The organism is Microbulbifer pacificus, from assembly GCF_002959965.1.
Taxonomy (GTDB): domain Bacteria; phylum Pseudomonadota; class Gammaproteobacteria; order Pseudomonadales; family Cellvibrionaceae; genus Microbulbifer; species Microbulbifer pacificus_A.
Map to the genome: position 1 here is coordinate 76939 of NZ_PREV01000027.1, position 17992 is coordinate 94930.

At 59.5% G+C, this 17992-nt stretch carries 17 protein-coding genes; 14 read left to right on the forward strand and 3 right to left on the reverse strand.

Features of this window, described 5'->3' with window-relative positions:
• The first annotated feature begins 1 nt into the window (after position 1).
• The 12 genes from C3938_RS11245 (at position 2) to C3938_RS11300 (ending at position 12575) form a co-directional block, all read left to right on the forward strand.
• Positions 2-547 (forward strand): (2Fe-2S)-binding protein, encoded by a 546-nt coding sequence (locus C3938_RS11245; RefSeq protein ID WP_105103405.1) that lies wholly within the window; start codon positions 2-4, stop codon positions 545-547.
• Positions 548-1792 carry a cytochrome c gene (locus tag C3938_RS11250; protein ID WP_105103406.1) on the forward strand — a complete coding sequence of 415 codons (1245 nt, stop codon included), beginning with the start codon at positions 548-550 and terminating at the stop codon, positions 1790-1792.
• A complete protein-coding gene (locus C3938_RS11255; protein WP_105103407.1) occupies positions 1789-2571 on the forward strand; it encodes an outer membrane protein OmpK in 783 nt (260 codons plus the stop codon). The genes C3938_RS11250 and C3938_RS11255 overlap by 4 nt, the downstream gene beginning before the upstream one ends.
• A 36-nt stretch (positions 2572-2607) precedes the next feature.
• Complete coding sequence (locus tag C3938_RS11260; RefSeq protein WP_105103408.1) at positions 2608-3588, forward strand: XdhC family protein; 981 nt, start codon at positions 2608-2610, stop codon at positions 3586-3588.
• Positions 3554-4177 carry a nucleotidyltransferase family protein gene (locus C3938_RS11265; protein WP_199775586.1) on the forward strand — a complete coding sequence of 208 codons (624 nt, stop codon included), beginning with the start codon at positions 3554-3556 and terminating at the stop codon, positions 4175-4177. Before C3938_RS11260 ends, C3938_RS11265 begins: the two co-directional genes overlap by 35 nt.
• A gap of 123 nt (positions 4178-4300) precedes the next feature.
• Positions 4301-4927, forward strand: coding sequence for a molybdenum cofactor guanylyltransferase (mobA, locus tag C3938_RS11270; RefSeq protein WP_105103409.1), 627 nt, complete (start codon positions 4301-4303; stop codon positions 4925-4927).
• 85 nt (positions 4928-5012) lie between these two features.
• On the forward strand, positions 5013-6014 hold the full coding sequence (modA, locus tag C3938_RS11275; RefSeq protein WP_105103410.1) for a molybdate ABC transporter substrate-binding protein: 1002 nt from the start codon (positions 5013-5015) through the stop codon (positions 6012-6014).
• A 541-nt stretch (positions 6015-6555) separates the two neighbouring features.
• Positions 6556-8100 carry a Re/Si-specific NAD(P)(+) transhydrogenase subunit alpha gene (locus C3938_RS11280; protein ID WP_105103411.1) on the forward strand — a complete coding sequence of 515 codons (1545 nt, stop codon included), beginning with the start codon at positions 6556-6558 and terminating at the stop codon, positions 8098-8100.
• A gap of 12 nt (positions 8101-8112) precedes the next feature.
• Positions 8113-9510 carry a Re/Si-specific NAD(P)(+) transhydrogenase subunit beta gene (gene pntB / locus C3938_RS11285; RefSeq protein ID WP_105103412.1) on the forward strand — a complete coding sequence of 466 codons (1398 nt, stop codon included), beginning with the start codon at positions 8113-8115 and terminating at the stop codon, positions 9508-9510.
• A gap of 279 nt (positions 9511-9789) precedes the next feature.
• The gene (locus tag C3938_RS11290) at positions 9790-11328 is read left to right on the forward strand and encodes a S41 family peptidase (RefSeq protein WP_233998843.1); all 1539 of its coding nucleotides are present in this window, start codon (positions 9790-9792) and stop codon (positions 11326-11328) included.
• Positions 11329-11458: 130 nt separating this feature from the next.
• Positions 11459-11728, forward strand: coding sequence for a hypothetical protein (locus tag C3938_RS11295; RefSeq protein WP_158681659.1), 270 nt, complete (start codon positions 11459-11461; stop codon positions 11726-11728).
• Between the two features lie 73 nt (positions 11729-11801).
• On the forward strand, positions 11802-12575 hold the full coding sequence (locus tag C3938_RS11300; protein WP_105103415.1) for a rhamnogalacturonan acetylesterase: 774 nt from the start codon (positions 11802-11804) through the stop codon (positions 12573-12575).
• A 76-nt stretch (positions 12576-12651) separates the two neighbouring features.
• Here the strand turns inward: C3938_RS11300 and C3938_RS11305 are convergent, their stop codons facing one another.
• From C3938_RS11305 to C3938_RS11315, 3 genes are all read right to left on the reverse strand, one after another.
• On the reverse strand, positions 12652-13764 hold the full coding sequence (locus C3938_RS11305; RefSeq protein ID WP_105103416.1) for a c-type cytochrome: 1113 nt from the start codon (positions 13762-13764) through the stop codon (positions 12652-12654).
• Complete coding sequence (locus C3938_RS11310) at positions 13764-14522, reverse strand: c-type cytochrome (RefSeq protein ID WP_158681660.1); 759 nt, start codon at positions 14520-14522, stop codon at positions 13764-13766. Before C3938_RS11310 ends, C3938_RS11305 begins: the two co-directional genes overlap by 1 nt.
• Before the next feature lie 167 nt (positions 14523-14689).
• Positions 14690-14992 carry a YhbY family RNA-binding protein gene (locus C3938_RS11315; protein WP_105103418.1) on the reverse strand — a complete coding sequence of 101 codons (303 nt, stop codon included), beginning with the start codon at positions 14990-14992 and terminating at the stop codon, positions 14690-14692.
• A gap of 217 nt (positions 14993-15209) precedes the next feature.
• On the opposite strand from C3938_RS11315, the gene rlmE reads away from it, so the two are divergent.
• Together rlmE and ftsH are read left to right on the forward strand one after the other, a co-directional pair.
• Positions 15210-15830, forward strand: coding sequence for a 23S rRNA (uridine(2552)-2'-O)-methyltransferase RlmE (rlmE, locus tag C3938_RS11320; protein WP_105103419.1), 621 nt, complete (start codon positions 15210-15212; stop codon positions 15828-15830).
• Positions 15831-16037: 207 nt separating this feature from the next.
• Entirely contained in the window at positions 16038-17948 is a 1911-nt protein-coding gene (gene ftsH / locus C3938_RS11325) for an ATP-dependent zinc metalloprotease FtsH (protein WP_105103420.1), read from the forward strand.
• Positions 17949-17992: the final 44 nt, after the last annotated feature.

A 17992-nucleotide genomic window follows, 5' to 3' on the forward strand; every position in this document is an offset into this window, starting at 1 on the left:
AATGGCGAAGATTCCGGTGTCCATGGTGGTAAACGGAGAGAAAATCGGCCCGCTTGAGGTGGAGGAATATACCTCGCTGCTGGATTTCCTCCAGGAGTACCTGAACCTGACGGGGACCAAACTGGGCTGCGGTATTGGCGTGTGCCGTGCCTGCACGATTCTGGTCGAGCGTGAAGACGGTTCCCGGGAACCGGTGCGCAGCTGTATCAATAACGTGGGCCGGTTTAACGGTACATCCGTTACTACCGTGGAAGGGCAGGCCGAGCGCAACAGCGACGGCGAGATTGTAGCGCTGTCGCCGATACAGCAGGCATTTCTGCGCAATTTTTCATTTCAATGTGGCTGGTGTACCTCGGGCTTCGTCAATGCCGCCACCGCGCTGATCGACCGCCTCCGGCGTGAGCCGGTATCGGCGAACGCCATCGAGGGCGTGATTGACGAAGCGCTGGGGGAGCATATCTGTCGCTGCACGGGTTATGTACGTTACTTTCGCGCCGTCCGGGAGGTAATCGAGTCGACCCCGGGGCTATTAAAGGAAGCAGAATAAATGGGTAAGTTTATTTTCGCTTTTCTTTTGCTGCTGACAGGCGCCCACGCGGCGGCGCAGCAGCCGGCGCCAGTGAAACCGTCCGCAGCGGAAAAAGGCCGCTACCTGGCTGCCGCCGGCGACTGTGTCGCCTGTCATACGGCGACCAATGGTCGCCCATATATTGGCGGCAGGCCTTTTCATACGCCGTTTGGCATTCTCTACTCCACCAATATCACGCCGGACAAAAAAACCGGAATCGGCAACTACACCCTGGAGGATTTTACGGCGGCCATGCGTCGAGGAAAGGGAACCCACGGCAATCTCTATCCGGCCATGCCCTATACGTCTTACTACCTGATCCCCGATGAGGATATTGCATCGCTGTATGGTTATTTCATGCAATTGCCGCCGGTGGAATACGTCCCCCCTGAGAATGATCTGTTTTTTCCGGCCAACCTGAGATTTGGCCTGGGCTTCTGGAACTGGATTTTCTTTGACAAAGCGCCACTCCCGCCGCCTGAAGGCAAAAGCCCGGAGTGGCAGCGTGGCAATTACCTGGTCAATGCGCTGGGTCACTGCGGGGAGTGCCACACGCCGCGCAATTTCGCATTTGCGATGAAAAGTGATGAAAAATTTGCTGGCAACATACTCGAGGGATGGGATGCGGTAGATATACGGCCCGCGTCACTGCGTCGTCAGGGGTGGAACAGTGAGCAGCTGCGCTTGCTGTTTACGACTGGCGCCAGCGAGCGCGGTACCGCCGTCGGGGAGATGTTCAGCGTAGTGAAACACAGCCTGAGTCATCTTTCCGAAAGCGACGTTAACGCGATCATTACCTATCTGCTGGATGACAGCGAGAACACGAGCGAAACTATCGGTAACCCACAAGTCGCTGCGGAGCAGTTCAAACAGGGGCGCGCGGACTTTGTTGCCTATTGTGCGGCCTGCCACGGCCGCGAAGGTCGTGGGATAACACTTTCTTTCGCGCCGCCCATGGATCGCAATGCCGCAGTTCGCGGAGAAAACCCCTACAACACGATTGCCGTCATTCTGCGCGGATTGCCGGCCCAGCGTATGGACCGCACCAATGCCCGTGCCGGTATGCCCGGGTTCCATCGCGAACTGGATGATACCCGAGTGGCCGGTCTGGTGAATTTTATGCGCGCCGCTTGGGGAAGTGCCGAGAAACCGGTGACGCGGGAAGACGTGGCGGAAATACGTCGCCAGTTGCGGGAACACGATTATCTGGATGCGATGGAATGAACAGATACCGCCGGTTTTTTCGGCTCTCTACCTTGCTCCTGGCAACGGGCTGCCTGCTGCCCGCTGAGGCCGCGGAATGGTCGGCAACGGAAGCCCAGTTGCAGTATGGCCGGCTGGATAATCCATTTGCCGGAGGCTCCACGGATACCACCATTCTTACCCTTCAGCATGCGAGTGGCTGGAAGTACGGGGACAATTTTTTCTTCGTGGATTTTATCAACGATGGCGTGCGCGATGGCTACAACGATACGGATGTGTACGCCGAGTGGTATCCAAGCTTCAGTCTGGGGAAAATCACCCGGTGTGACCTGAGTTTTGGGCCGGTGAAAGATTTCGGCCTGGTGGCCGGATTCAACTACTCCGCGGATGCCAACGTGGAAAAATTCCTGCCGGGTATTCGTATTGCCTGGGCAGTACCTGGAGACGCGTTCCTGAATACGGATATTACGGGTTACCAGGATATCGGCTACGGCGATGGCGCGCCGAAAGAAGGTGACAGCTATATGATCGACTTCAATGGCGCCTTTCCGTTCAGTATCGGCAATCAGGATTTCAGTATCGAGGGGCACATTGAATATATCCATAACCGCACCAGTGAATTCGGTGATGTAAAAAACTGGGTGCTGGCACAGCCCCAGTTTCGCTGGGACCTGGGAAAGGCCCTGTTCAAGAGCCCCAAACAACTGTTCATTGGCATCGAGTACCAGTACTGGCGCAATAAACTGGGAAACGAAACCGATGAAAGTGCCGTGCAGGCGTTGGTGGTATGGCGTTTCTGATTCGTGGCCTGTCGCTGGCCGGGTCGTAGCGTGAGTATGCAGCACCTGGATGTGCAGGTCGTCGAGCAGGCACTCACCTGGGTGAATCAGGGGGAAGACGTATGGTTGTGCACGGTCCTGTCGACCTTTGGGTCGTCCCCCCGCGCGCCGGGCTGCATGATGGCGGCACTCGGTAATGGCCGCCATATAGGCTCTCTTTCCGGGGGCTGTATCGAAGAAGATTTTCTGGCGCGGTTGACTCAGGGAACGCTGAATCACGGCATCGGTGTATTGCGATACGGCGATGATGGTATCGGCGGACCGAAGGTGTCGCTTCCCTGTGGCGGCGCGCTGGAAGTTCTAGTTGAGCATTTTCCGGCGGAACCCTCCAGTCAGGAACACCTGGAAGTCCTTCTTTACAGCCTGTGTGGTCAGCGCAGCCTGGTGCGCAGAGTGGATCTCGTCGGTGGTGACAGAACACTGCATGATGACGAAAGTGGCGGAGCGCGTGTTGTACGGCACCCGGATTTATCCTCTGTGCAAATCCGGGTCGGCCCCGCGGCCAGATTGATCATCGCCGGCGTTTCGCCGGTGTCGGTAATCTGCGCCGAATTTGCCCGCACTCTCGGTTTCGAAGTCATCGTCTGCGATCCACGGGAAGACGCACAAGCGGGGTTCCATTGCGCTGGCATCGACTTCCGCCCGGTGCTGCCCTCTCTTGTCATCGGCAGCCCGGGCGTTTGTCACTCTGGCACCGCGGTGGTTGCCCTTACCCACGATCCCCGTATCGACGATCTTGCCATGATGGAAGCGGTGAATACGCCAGCCTTCTACATTGGCGTAATGGGATCAAAGCGCACGTCTGAGGCTCGTGCTCAGCGTCTGCGCCGCTCCGGCGGATTGAGCGCGCTGGATATCGAACGCATTCATATGCCTGTGGGCCTGGCTCTGGGCAGCAAAACTCCGGCAGAAATTGCGCTCGCTGTTATGGCGGATATTGTGCGTGTGCAGCGCGGCCTGGCTCGCCATGCGCTTTAACGGAACTGTCGCACTGGTGATGGCGGCGGGGTGTTCGCGCCGCTTTGGTTCAGCCGATAAACGCCGCGCGCTGTTGCCCAATGGTCAGCCCCTGCTGCTGAGTACCGTTGCGCGGGTGCGAGCCTTCTTTCCCCACTGGCGTCTGGTGTGGCGCTGCCGGGATGACCTCGAGAGTTTCGGGCTGCCGGCGCATACGCCGGTTATTCATGCTCCCGGTGCGTCTGGCGGCCTGGGGTGCAGTCTCGCCGACGCAGCTTGTGCAATCCGCACCGATCCCCTCTTGGCCACCGTAGACAGTGCGGCCATTTTTCTTGGGGATATGCCTGCGATCCGCCGCGATACCCTGAGCACCCTGCTGGCACAGACTGACCGCTCCGCGATATTGCGTCCCACCTACCGGGGCCAGGTTGGGCATCCGGTCGTTTTCGGGCGGGACTTCTGGGATGAGCTCGCCGCGTTGGATGGCGACACCGGGGCGAGAAATCTGATCCGCCGTTTTCACTCGCACTACCGCGAGCTGTCCGTGTCAGACCCTGGGGTAACCTTCGATATCGACACCACCGAGGATATTGATCAGACTGCGCACTAGAAGTTGGCGACAGAGGCTTGAAAACGGGCTTCTTTTCTGTTGCCGTAAAAGGCGTAGCGGCTGTTTGCGGCGCGATGCCCCGCGCAGGCATACGCCCGGTCAAAAGGATGTGACGATAGCAAAATGAACACTCCACCAGCGCCCACCGGTCAGGGGGGCGCCAATTCTCGAAATTCCGTGTGTCGTGTCTGTCCTGTGGTTTTGGCGGGTGGTCTATCCAGCCGCATGGGGCGCGATAAGGCGCTGCTAGAATTACCCAATGGGCGCACGCTTCTTGAGCAGGCCAAATCCCTGTTTGATGATCTGAACCCTCCTGCGGGAGTGAAAATCCTGCTGCCTCTGGTGAGCGGAACACGCCCCGGTGGTGTACCCGACCGGGTGCAAACCGCGGGCCCTCTTGGTGGGCTGCAGGCGATTGCCGATCATCTGCAGCAGTGGCAGCTCGACTGCGATGCCCTGCTGGTTGTGCCCGTGGACATGCCGCTGCTGAGTCCGGCGCTGCTGCGGCAGTTGTGTGTAGCCGGGCAGACGGTGCAGCAGGCAGTATGCTTCGGCGATTTTTATCTACCCTGCTGGCTGCCGTTAAATCCGCGTTGTCGCCGCTATCTCGACGCCGCGGCCATGGGCAATGCCGTTGCCTCGATGCGCGCGCTGTTCGGATATCTGGGCTGCATGCAGCTGCCGGCACCGGAGGGGGACTGGCACCTGAACGTCAATCGGCCGCAGGATTTCGAGCGCCTGAATCTCTAGCCGGCAAGAGCCTTTTCGGACGAGCGTCTCTTTGCCACAGGTTGGAGCGAATTGCGCCAGGGATGGGATAGGGAGATTCAGGCTCATGCTCAAACGACTTCTGCTGTGCACCTTGTTGCTGCTCGCGGGTTGCGATCGCGATCTTCCTGAACTGAAGCTTGCCGTCGATGCGGGGTTTCACCCGGCAATGGAGACCCTGCGCGGGGATTTTGAAACGCAGTGCAAGTGCCGGCTCAAGCTTGTCGCCGGGTCCAGTGGTCTGCTGTACAGCCAGATTCGCGCGGGCGAACCTTTCGATCTTTTCCTTTCCGGTGACAGCGCGCGCCCGGTCCTGCTGGAAAAAGCCGGTCTCATTGTTCCTTCCAGTCGTCAGGCATACGCACGCGGACAGCTGGCGTTGTGGGTGAGCCGGCAGTTACCCGCGGAGAAGGCGGCGGGGTTTTCCGCGCTGAGTGCGGAGCTGGCGGGCAATCGCATTGAGCTTACACCGCGCCAACTGATCCTGTTGTTGGGAAAGGGTAAGCACCGTCTGGTGATCGCCGATCCGCAACTGGCACCGGATGGCGACGCCGCAGTGAAAATGCTGAAAAAATTCCGTCTGTGGCCGCGCCTGAAAAACCGCATGGTGTACGCGGGCCATGCCGGGCATGCGCAGATTCTGCTGCACCAGGGCGAGGGTGAGATGGGGGTGATCCCCTACGGGCAGGCACTGGCCTCCGGCAAAGGGGGGCAATATATGCGGATTCCGATCCACTTCCATCCACCGATCCTGCATCAATTGGTCATCCTGCGCGGTACACGCGAGCGCAGTCGGGCCATACGGTTGCTGCAGTACCTGCAGTCTCCCCAGGTGCAGAAGAGACTGGAGTCTCTCGGTTATCTGGCGATCGTCGCAACGGATGGCACCTCCCCCGACGGCACCTCCCCCGATGGCACCTCTCCGGATAGAACTGCCCCCGATGGCACGGGGCCGGACAGTGTGACACCGAAGGAGACGGGGTTGGATCGGCGGCGTCTCGACCCGGGTGAGCCGAGCGGGTTTGAGCGGGTCGTCAAAATGGTTTCAGATAAATCCGTTTCTATTTAAATCAAATATTGGTTTTATCTGTTACCTATTCCATTGCTGACTGATATCTATTTCAAAGGGTTATTATTTTTCAAACCGTTTGGAATAGTTAATTAAATATTCTTTTATATGAGTGGATATCGTCGCTTGGCGGGAATTTGATTAATTTCAGACGGGTAGTACCGTCGATTGAGAAAAATAACAAATTGTCGCAAAAGTCACATTGAGCCTGTGGTTTTTCGGATGATTTATGCTCGAAACAGCGGTTTTTTACACATTTTTAATAGAATTCTATTGGCCATCTAATAAGAAACCTCTATTTCCGTCGCCCAATTTTATTTTCTTTAATGCATCGACTTACCGAACAGGTTTTAATTCTCTGGAAAAATTGTTTTCCCCGGGGGCGCCCGCCTTCGCTCTGTTGTCGGGTGCTCCGAAGTCGGAATAAATACGGGAAATAAATATCCGGGAATCAATCAGCGGTATTCAAAGTGTCCACTCAGGGCACGCCCGGATTCACGGGTGCTATAACAACGACGAGTAATGAACGGGAGCAAAAACGGTGATTATTGCCATACCAAAGGAGACGGCGCCGGGCGAGGCGCGGGTCGCGGCAACGCCAGCCAGCGTACTGCGACTGCAAACGCTGGGCTTTGATGTTGTCATTGAGCAGGGTGCCGGGGAAGCCGCCAGCTTTCCCGATGCGGAATACGAAAAAGCGGGGGCAAAAATCTGCGCCAACGCTGCCGACTGCCTGAGCCAGGCCGGCCTGGTGCTGAAGGTGCAGGGACCCACCGACGCCGAGCTGGAATTGATCCCCGCTGGCGCCACGCTGATTTCTTTCCTGAAGCCCGCCCAGAACGGCGAACTGCTGCAGAAGCTGGCAGACAAAAACATCAACGCGCTGGCGGTAGAGTCCATTCCGCGTATTTCCCGCGCGCAGAAGATGGATGCGCTGAGCTCCATGGCCAATATTGCCGGTTACCGCGCGGTGATTGAGGCCGCCCACGAGTTCGGCCGTTTCTTCACCGGCCAGATCACGGCTGCCGGCAAGATCCCACCGGCCAAGGTGCTGGTGATTGGCGCCGGTGTGGCGGGTCTGTCCGCCATCGGTACCGCCAAGAGCATGGGCGCCATCGTGCGCGCCTTTGACACCCGCCCGGAAGTGCGCGAGCAGGTGGAATCCATGGGGGCCGAGTTCCTCACCGTGGAAATCGAGGAAGACGGCTCCGGTACCGGTGGCTACGCAAAGCAGATGTCGAAAGAATTCATCGATGCCGAAATGGCCCTGTTCCGTGAGCAGGCCAAGGAAGTGGACATTGTCATCACCACTGCGCTGATCCCGGGCAAGCCGGCACCGAAGCTGTGGCTCGCCGACATGGTGGACACCATGGCGAACGGTTCTGTGGTCGTGGACCTGGCGGCGGAAATGGGTGGCAACTGCGACTACACCGAAGCGGACAAGAAGGTGGTGAAGAGCGGCGTGACCATTCTCGGTTACACCAACCTGGCGAGCCGCGCGGCCACCCAGTCTTCCACCCTGTACGCCACCAACCTGTGCCACCTGCTCTCGGACATGACTCCGGAGAAAGACGGCCAGATCAATATCAACTTCGACGACGAGGCAATCCGCGGCGCCACCGTGGTGAAGGAAGGCTCCATCACCTGGCCGCCACCCGCGCCGAAACTGTCTGCTGCGCCGCAGAAGCCGAAAGAAGCCGCACCACAGATCAAGGTGGAGCCAAAGCCGGAGAAGAAATCTTCCCCGCTCTCGCTGGTAGCCTTCTGGGCCGTGGCCGGTGCGTTACTGCTGGCGTTGGGCAAATCCGCACCGGCGGATTTCGTCGCTCACTTCACCGTGTTCGTGCTGTCCATCTTCATCGGTTGGCAGGTGATCTGGAACGTGTCCCACGCGCTGCACACCCCATTGATGAGCGTGACCAACGCCATCTCCGGTATCGTCATTATCGGCGCGTTGCTGCAGGTGGGGGCCACCGGTTCCCTGCTGGTGACCGTGATGGCGTTTGTGGCGGTACTGTTTGCCAGTATCAACATCTTCGGTGGCTTCTTCGTAACCCACCGTATGCTGAAAATGTTCCGTCGATAAGGAGAAACAGACATGAACAGCGTTATATCCATGGCTTATCTGTTCTCCGCGGTGATGTTCATCTTGAGCCTCGGCGGACTGTCCACCCACGAGACCGCAAGGCGCGGTAACTTCTACGGCATGGTGGGGATGGCGGTCGCCATCATCGCCACCGTGGCCGGCATCACCTCCGGCGCCTACCTGCCTGTGGCCATCGCCATGGGCGTGGGTGCGGTAGTGGGTATCCATCTGGCGCGCAAGGTCGAGATGACCGCGATGCCGCAGCTGGTTGCCCTGTTGCACAGCTTTGTGGGTCTCGCCGCTGTGCTGATCGGCTGGGGTGGCTACCTCGATCCGCGCGTGAACCTGGAAGGTGCCGCGCACATCGTGCACAACTCCGAGATCTTCATCGGCGTATTCATCGGTGCCATCACCCTGACCGGTTCCATTGTCGCCTTCGGCAAGCTGCAGGGGTTGATCTCCGGTAAACCGCTGATGCTACCGGCGCGCCACTGGCTGAATCTGATCGCGATTCTGGTGTGTGTGCTGCTGGGTGCCTGGTTCATTCCGGCGGATGTGAGCTCCACCACGATCGTCTATCTGTTGGTGATGACCTCCATCGCGCTGCTGCTGGGCATACACCTGATCGCGGCGATCGGCGGTGCCGACATGCCGGTGGTGATATCGATGCTGAACAGCTACTCTGGCTGGGCGGCGGCGGCTACCGGCTTCATGCTGAGCAACGACCTGCTGATTGTGATCGGTGCGCTGGTCGGCTCCTCCGGTGCCATCCTCAGCTACATCATGTGCCGTGGCATGAATCGCTCCTTCATCAGCGTGATCCTGGGAGGCTTCGGTTCTGACGGTGAAGTCGCCGGTGGCGACAGCGAAGTCGAAGGCGAAGTGGTTGCCACCTCCCATGAAGAGCTGGCGGAAGACCTGCGCAATGCCGAAAGCATCGTGATCGTGCCCGGCTTCGGTATGGCCGTGGCCCACGCCCAGCAGGCGGTGAGCGACCTTACCGACAAGCTGCGCAAGGCCGGCAAAACCGTGCGCTTTGGTATCCACCCGGTGGCGGGGCGTCTGCCCGGGCACATGAACGTACTGCTGGCGGAAGCCAACGTGCCCTACGACATCGTGCTGGAAATGGAAGAGATCAACGACGATCTGCCAAAAACCGACCTGGTGCTGGTGATCGGTGCCAACGACACCGTCAACCCGGACGCGGTAGAGAAGCCCGGTTCCCCCATCGCCGGCATGCCGGTACTGGAAGTGTGGAAGGCGGGCAAAGTGGTGGTGCTGAAGCGCTCCATGGCCTCCGGCTACGCCGGCGTCGCCAACCCGCTGTTCTACAAGGACAACTCGCGCATGCTGTTCGGTGATGCGAAAGAGAGCCTGCAGAGCGTACTGGGCAAGCTGAATCCGGCCTGATCACCGAAACCGGTATTCTTTTGGAAGCGGCCCCGCGAGGTGGCCGCTTTTTTTGTTTATGAATTGGCCAATTTACGGGTGTCGATCATTGGTAAGGCCAGTGGTAACCTATGGCGTTTATCTATCCACGATACAACGCACTACCCACGATACAACGCATCAACAATAAAAAGACTCTCCATGGCAGCCGCATCGTATTTCTCACCTGCTTCCCTTGTTCGGCCCCTTGTTCGCCCCCTTGTTCGCCCCCTGATTCAGTCCCTGCGGGGGGCTCTGACCGTGGCCGCACTGACTGCCTGCGGTGGCGGGGGCTCTTCCGGCGGTTCACCGGCGCCGAGCCGCACCCCCGACGACAATACCGACGTTGTTTGGCAGCAGGGTGTGTTCCTGCCAGCGGAAACCTTCGCCAATCGCTGCGAATCGCCACGCTCGGGCATTGATTCGAGTGGAAACCCATTCCCGGATGTGAAGGGCAGTACGCTGGATGAGAACAACTGGCTGCGCAGTTGGAGCAATGACCTCTATCTCTGGTACGACGAGATCGTCGATCAGAATCCGGAAGGGTATGCTACGGACGATTATTTCGAAACGCTGGTAACCACGGCATCCACCGTGTCCGGCACGCCCAAGGACCAGTTCCATTTTCTGGTGCCCACCGACGAGTGGATTGCGCAGTCCCAGTCGGGTATTTCCGTTGGTTACGGCCTGCAGTGGGCACTGCTGAGTGCGACACCGCCGCGCGAAGCCGTAGTGGCCTATACCGAAAAAGAAAATGACCCCGGACTGCCGCCGCGCGGTGCACGTATCCTGTCGATCGACGGTTACAGCATCGACGTGAATACCCAGGCGGGGATCGACGCGCTGAACGCTGGTCTGTTCCCCTCCGCTAAAGGCGAGAGCCATCATTTCGTCATGCGTTATCTCGACGGTTCCGAACACGCAATGACACTCACCGCCGGTGAAGTGGTTTCCGACCCGGTACAGAATGTAAACGTGGTGGACGGCAGTATGGGACGCAGGGTCGGCTACATGCTGTTTAACGACCATATCGCCACCGCCGAGACGGGACTGGTGGAGGCCGTGAATTACCTGAAGGACCAACGCATCGACGACCTGGTTCTGGACTTGCGTTACAACGGCGGCGGTTATCTGGCACTCGCCAGTGAGCTGTCCTACATGATCGCGGGTGAGGCGGCCACTGCCGGTAGGATTTTTGAAACCCTGACGTTCAATGACAAACACCCTGAGACCAACCCGGTTACCGGTGAACCGTTGGTGGGCACACCGTTTATCAATGAAACCACCGGGTACTTCTCCCTCGCCGCAGGTATCCCTCTGCCCACGCTGGACCTGTCGAGAGTCTTTGTGCTCACCGGCCCCAATACCTGTTCCGCCAGTGAGTCCATCATTAACGGTCTGCGCGGTGTCGACATCGAGGTGGTTCAGATCGGTGATACCACCTGTGGCAAGCCCTACGGTTTTTACCCCACGGACAATTGCGGCACTACCTATTTCACCATCCAGTTCCAGGGCAATAATGACAAAGGTTTCGGCGACTACGCCGATGGCTTTACGCCAGAGCATTCCGGTGATGCGGGCGTGGAAATCGCCGGTTGCCCGGTCGCGGACGACTGGAACCACGCGTTGGGTGATATCAATGAGGCCCGTTTCGCGACCGCACTGACATACATCAACAGCGGCTCCTGTTACAGCTACGGTGTGATGAGTGCGAGAGCGGAACCCCGTGCTGGTTCTCCGTCAAAAGACGTCAGGCTGACCAAGCCCGTCTGGCGTGAAAACCGTATCTACGTGAGGTAATCACATGACGTGGCATGCGTTTGGGCACCTGTTCGTTTGCTGTGTTTTTGCTGGATTGATTTCCTGCGGATCGATTACCGCCGTAGGCGCCGAACAGCCGGCACGGATAGCGAATCCGAGCGTGGACGGGATGGCACAGCTGCGACAGTTACTTATCGAGGCCAACCACGGCGTATCTGTCACAGTGACTGAGAATGTGTTCAGTGACAGCAGCCGACTTGCTCTGGAAACGGGGCGGCTGGCTAACGGGCAATCCCCCCATCTGCGGGGGAGGGATCCAGGCAAACCCCGCATCTTCCGGTTGGTAAAAAACAGGCGAGGATGCTGGCTGGTGCGTGACGAAGATGGCGAGCGCTGGTTGCTGGACAAGTTGAACTGCATTCCCGAAATCATTGATTAAGGCCGAAAATACGGTCATTCATCTCCGCAAATGGCAAATTTCAGTAAGTGCAATTTTCAGAGAGTTAACAACCATGAGACGCTTGAGTAGATTTTTGTTTGCCGCCATCGGTTTGCTGTGCAGTGCATCTGCCGTTGCCGAACCCCGGACCACCATTTTCATGGCCGGCGACTCGACCATGGCCATCAAGGAAATCAAGGATTACCCGGAAACGGGCTGGGGTGTGCCCTTCGCGGTATTTTTTGACGATTCCGTTAAGGTGGACAACCGGGCGATGAATGGCCGCAGTACCCGCACCTTTATCGAGGAGGGGCGCTGGAAGGGCATCATGGATGAACTCAAGGCCGGCGACTACGTAATCATCCAATTCGGCCACAACGACGAGTCGGAGAGCAAGAAAGACCGGTACACCACTCCGGAGCAGTACAAAACTAACCTGTCCCGTTTCATCAACGATGTGCGCAAGGCCAAGGCCGAGCCCATCTTGATGTCGCCCATCACCCGCCGTTATTTCGAGGGTGAGTACAAAATCAAGCACACCCACCCCTACGCACCGCTGGTACGGGAAGTGGCTGCTGAGGAAAAAGTAGAGTTCATCGATATGGAGGTGACCACCCGCGAGTACTTCCAGGCCATGGGCGACCGGGACAGCGCGCTGCGCTTTATGCACATCGCCCCGGACCTTCACCCGAATTACCCGGTGGGGGTGCGCGACGATACTCACCTGAACAACCTCGGTGCGCGTGAAGTGGCGCAACTGGTGCTGGCGGAACTGCGCAAGCGCGAACACCCACTGGCCAAGCGTCTGCGCAACGCGGACCCGAAACATCTGGCCCTGCAATACTGATCCCGCCGCTATCCCGGCGCGCGGCTTACACGCTGCCGCGCCGGGCATCCCGCACGGCAATTTCAACGCGCCGCTGTCAGGGTTTTTTTACCTCGGATTGCATCTGCTTGAAATCTGCATAGGCGTGGCTGCCGAGCACGCTGCCGTCGATGGTTTTTCCGTAGTAACCGGGGTGGTTGTGATAGCGCTTGCGCAGGGCCTCCACATCGCCTTCAAAGCGCGGGTCCTGTGGGCGCTCGCGGGAATTGATATAGGCGGCCACATCCCAGGCCTGTTGCGGCGTTAACTGGATGCTTTTACCGAGCGGCATGTTCTCGTAAATGAACGCCGCCGCGGTGTTCACTCTGTGCATTCCCGCGCCCCAGTTGTAACTGTCTTTCCCCCACAGGGGCGGCAAATTGTAAATGCCAGCGGCTTCCGATCCCTGTCCATCGACCCCGTGGCAGTTCATGCAGTGCGCGGCGTAAACGACTTCACCTTCCGCGGGTGAATAGGCGCGCGCGGGTTTGCCCACCGGGGGGTAGCCGCGCCCCGGAAGCTGGTCGCGCTGATCCAGTGGCAGCGCGCTGGCGATTGCTGCAGGCAGCGGGAAGTCCTCGCGTCTGGCGCCGGTCACCAGGTCCGCGTCGGCGATCTCCGGTACCTCCCCGTCGATGCCGAAGTGATCCATCAGGCCGCCCATGGCCAACCAGTAAGCGTAAGCGGAAAGGGCGATGATTTCGGGACCGTTCTCCGGCGGGGGCGCGCCGTTGGTTGAATAGGTGAAGCAGCCCTGTATCCGTTCAGCAAAGCTGTTCACCTTGTCGTTTTTCTTGCGGAATGCCGGGTAGGCGAAGTAGGCCGCCCACAGCGGTGAAGCGTGGGCGCGGCGACCGGCGTCCACATGGCAATTCACGCAATTGAGCGCATTACCCACATATTTGCCGCGCAGTTCCTGAGTGTTCACGAACAACTCGTAACCCCGTCGAACCTTGTCGCCGAAGGCGCCCTGAGGAATCTGCTCCAGTGGTCGCGGCTGGATTCTCGGCAGACCGGAATCAGGATCGGGACTCGGGATTGGGGCCTGTCGGTCTGGCAGTTCCAGCGCAGGCGCTGGTTTGAGGGTTTCACCCCGGTCGCAGGCCGTGAGGAGCAGGGCGCCCAGAGCGGCAGACAGCGACAGCAGAATGGCGCTGTGTGATGCGCTCATCACCGTTCGCCCTCCTTGCCGATGGTCGCGAAATAAGATGCCAGTGCATCGATTTCCCGTTCACTCAACTTGTCGGCAATCGTCGCCATCACCCGGTCGTTGTCGGTGGTGCGCTTGCCACTCTTCCAGGCCAGCAGCTGATTCCTGAGGTAGCTTTGCTGTTGGCCCGCAAGCCGGGGAATATTGCCGGAACCAAGCCCGGAGGCGCCGTGGCAGGTAACACAGGCGGGCAGGGTGCGCGACCAGTCTCCCTGGTAGGCGAGTCTTTCCGCAGGGTCAGTGAACACTGCCTGGGCGCCGCGCAGTTTGGGGGCGATATTGCGGAGCGGGCGGCTGGAAAAGTACCTGGCTACCCGGTCCAGCGGTTCGCCGGAAATTTCCTTACCGAGCGTGTCCATGGTCTCGTTGTTGCGCTTGCCCGTCTGGAATCCATGCACCTGCTCGCGGAAATAGTCGAAGGGGAGGCCAGCCAGGCGTGGCCCCAGATCGGGAAGCCCCTCGCCCTGCAGGCCGTGACACTCGGCACAGACTTCCGCTTCTTTGGGAAAACCGGGAATTGCGCGGGCGGCATCGGTGGCAGGAGTGGGCCGTTCAGGCACCGTGTCTGGCTGGGGGCGGAAGGGTTCACCGCGGGGTTTGACGCCGTCCATGTGCGTGCCGTCTCTGTCGCCTTCGGTTTGGGCATGGCCGGCGAGCGCGGCCAGCAGGGCGCAGAACATCAGGGTGGAAACAACCCGGTACCTGCGTGACTGTTTCAAGGAAGCCTCCGTTGCCGCAGCAGACGAACAGACAGTTCTGGGAACTGTGTTTTCAGTCTAGAGGACAGCAGGGGCGAATGTGTCTGAACTGGCCGCGGGAGGTCGGGGGGCAGAGGTGAGGGGAGGTGAGGAGGTAAGGGCCGGCTCGGGCCGGCCCGGCGGAGACGTCAGCGCAACAGATTGGAAAGCTTGGCGTTGGGTTTGTCCGCTTTACGGAAGATCAGTGCGATCTTGCCGATTTCCTGCACCAGCTCCGCACCACTCTGCTGGCACAGTTCGGTGATCAGCTCGCGGCGTGCATCGCGGTCATTGACGGCCAGCTTGACCTTGATCAGCTCGTGGTCATTCAGGGCGCGGTTCAGTTCTTCCGCCACCCCTTCCGTCATTCCCTTCTCGGCTACGGTGACCACTGGCTTGAGGTTGTGACCGATGGTGCGCAAGGCTTTTTTGCGGTCGGCGGTTAAAGGCATACAATACTCCATCCTTAAATGCGGCAGAGGCTGCCGCTGTGGGCAGGCAGTGCAATTCCCTACGCTGTATAGGTGAGCGTAGAGGGACAAAGCCCGCTGTCATACGAAAGTGTGGTCAGCAGCAGCGTTGCATGTGCCCGCCTCTATCAACCCCGATCCCGGTCAACCGCGCTGTATTTGCTGCGGGGGCCCGGATTTCAGCGATGTATTGTAACTGATGGCCCGATCAAAGAGCAGCCACCGCTGGCTGCGCGAACACTTTAACGACCCCTACGTCAAACAGTCCCAGAAAGACGGCTACCGCTCGCGGGCGTCCTATAAACTGCAGGAACTGCAGGAGAAGGACCGCCTGTTCAAACCGGGCATGACCGTGGTGGACCTGGGGGCCGCCCCCGGCGGCTGGTCTCAGGTCGCTGCGGAACTTGTTGGTCACAAAGGGCGGGTTCTGGCCTCCGATATCCTGCCCATGGACGCCCTCGCCGGGGTGGATTTCGTGCAGGGAGACTTCACCGAGGAAAAGGTGTTCGACGAGCTGCTGGAAAAGCTGGGCGAAGAGCGCGCGGACCTTGTGATTTCCGATATGGCCCCCAATATGAGTGGAATACGCGCGGCAGATCAGCCCGCGGCCATGTATCTGGTGGAGCTGGCTGTGGATATGGCACGTCAGACCCTGAAACCCGGCGGTGCCTTTGTGGCCAAGGTGTTCCAGGGGGAGGGGTTTGATGAACTGATCCGCGATCTGCGCAGTCAGTATCAGACCGTTGTCACCCGCAAGCCCGGTGCATCCCGCCCGCGCTCCCGTGAGGTCTATGTAGTCGCACGCGGCTTCAAGGGCTGAGTCATAGGATCGGGTCCGCTTTTGGTGCGGGCCTCCCGGTGTGGTAAAAGGACCAGGCGCCAAATCTCCCTCCTCGCCCGATACCGGTGGCGGCGGGGTGACTGGTGCGACAGATTTACGATTTTCGCCGCCTATACTGGGTGGAATGGAATTACCGGCCGAGGCAGACGCCGAGGCGTAGGCAAGAGGGCATACCCTTTGAACGATATGGCAAAGAATCTGGTGTTGTGGCTGATCATCGCTGCGGTGCTGCTGATGGTCTTCCAGAACTTCAAGCCGCAATCCAGGGATGAAGCCCTCAGCTATTCCCAGTTTGTACAGGATGTGCAGTCCGGCCTGGTGAAGAGTGTGATGGTGGACGGCCTGGTGATCACCGGTGAGAAAGCCGATGGCAGCCGCTTCAAGACCATTCAGCCCCAGATCATCGACGACGAGCTCACCAATGAAATGGTGCGCGGCGGCGTGCAGTTCAACGGCCGCGAGCCGGAGTCTCCCAGCATATGGCAGCAGCTGCTGGTGGCCAGCTTCCCGATCCTGATTATCATCGCCGTATTCATGTTCTTCATGCGCCAGATGCAGGGTGGCGCCGGTGGCCGTTCCGGCCCCATGGCGTTTGGCAAGAGCAAGGCTCGCCTGCTGGGTGAAGACCAGATCAAAACCACCTTTGCCGATGTGGCGGGGGTGGATGAAGCGAAGGAAGATGTGCAGGAACTGGTGGAGTTCCTGCGAGATCCGTCCAAATTCCAGCGTTTGGGTGGCGCCATCCCCCGCGGTGTACTGATGGCGGGCCCTCCCGGTACCGGTAAGACCCTGTTGGCCAAGGCCATTGCCGGTGAGGCCAAGGTGCCGTTCTTCTCCATTTCCGGTTCCGACTTCGTGGAAATGTTTGTGGGTGTGGGCGCGTCCCGCGTGCGCGATATGTTCGAGCAGGCCAAGAAACAGGCCCCGTGCATCATCTTTATCGACGAAATCGACGCTGTCGGCCGTCACCGCGGTGCCGGTGTGGGCGGCGGTCACGACGAGCGCGAACAGACCCTGAACCAGCTGCTGGTGGAAATGGACGGTTTTGAAGGCAACGAGGGCGTGATCGTCATCGCCGCCACCAACCGCCCGGATGTGCTCGACTCCGCGCTGCTGCGCCCGGGCCGTTTCGACCGCCAGGTGTTCGTCGGGCTGCCGGATATCCGCGGCCGTGAGCAGATCCTGAAGGTGCATATGCGCAAGGTGCCGCTGGACGAGCGTGTCGATCCGCAGACCATCGCCCGCGGAACCCCCGGCTTCTCCGGCGCGGACCTCGCGAACCTGGTCAACGAGGCCGCTCTGTTTGCCGCCCGCGCCAACAAGCGCATGGTGACCATGGACGAGTTTGAGCGCGCCCGCGACAAGATCATGATGGGTGCCGAGCGCAAATCCATGGTGATGAACGAGAAGGAAAAGACCAACACCGCCTACCACGAGGCCGGCCACGCGATCATCGGCCGCCTGGTGCCGGAGCACGATCCGGTGCACAAGGTCACCATCATTCCTCGCGGTCGCGCGCTGGGTGTTACCCAGTTTCTGCCGGAGGAAGACAAATACAGCCTGAGCAAACGCGCGCTGGAATCCCAGTTGTGCTCCCTGTTTGGCGGCCGTATTGCGGAAGAAATGACCCTGGGAATCGACGGTGTTACCACCGGCGCCTCCAACGACATCGAGCGCGCTACCGACATCGCGCGCAACATGGTCACCAAGTGGGGCCTGTCCGAGAAGCTCGGTCCGCTGCACTACGGTGAGGACGACCGCGGCCAGCCCGGCCACGGCAACCCGATTTCCGGCAAGACGTCCAACGAGATCGACGAGGAAGTGCGCCGTATCATCGATACCTGCTACTCCCGCGCGCAAAAGCTGCTGGAAGAGAACCGCGATATCCTCGAGGCGATGAAAGACGCGCTGATGGAATACGAAACTCTGGACGCCGAGCAGGTCAATGATCTGATGGCCCGCCGCAAGGTGCGCCCGCCGCGCGACTGGCACGACAGCGACTACACCGGCGGCGGCTCTGCCGATGGCGTGCAGGAGCCCGAGACCAAGCCCCAGGATGGCGACAATCCCGTCGGTGGACCAGTCAACGGCCACTGAACGATTCAGCGCTTTTTCCTGTGTAAGAAATAAACACCGCTGGA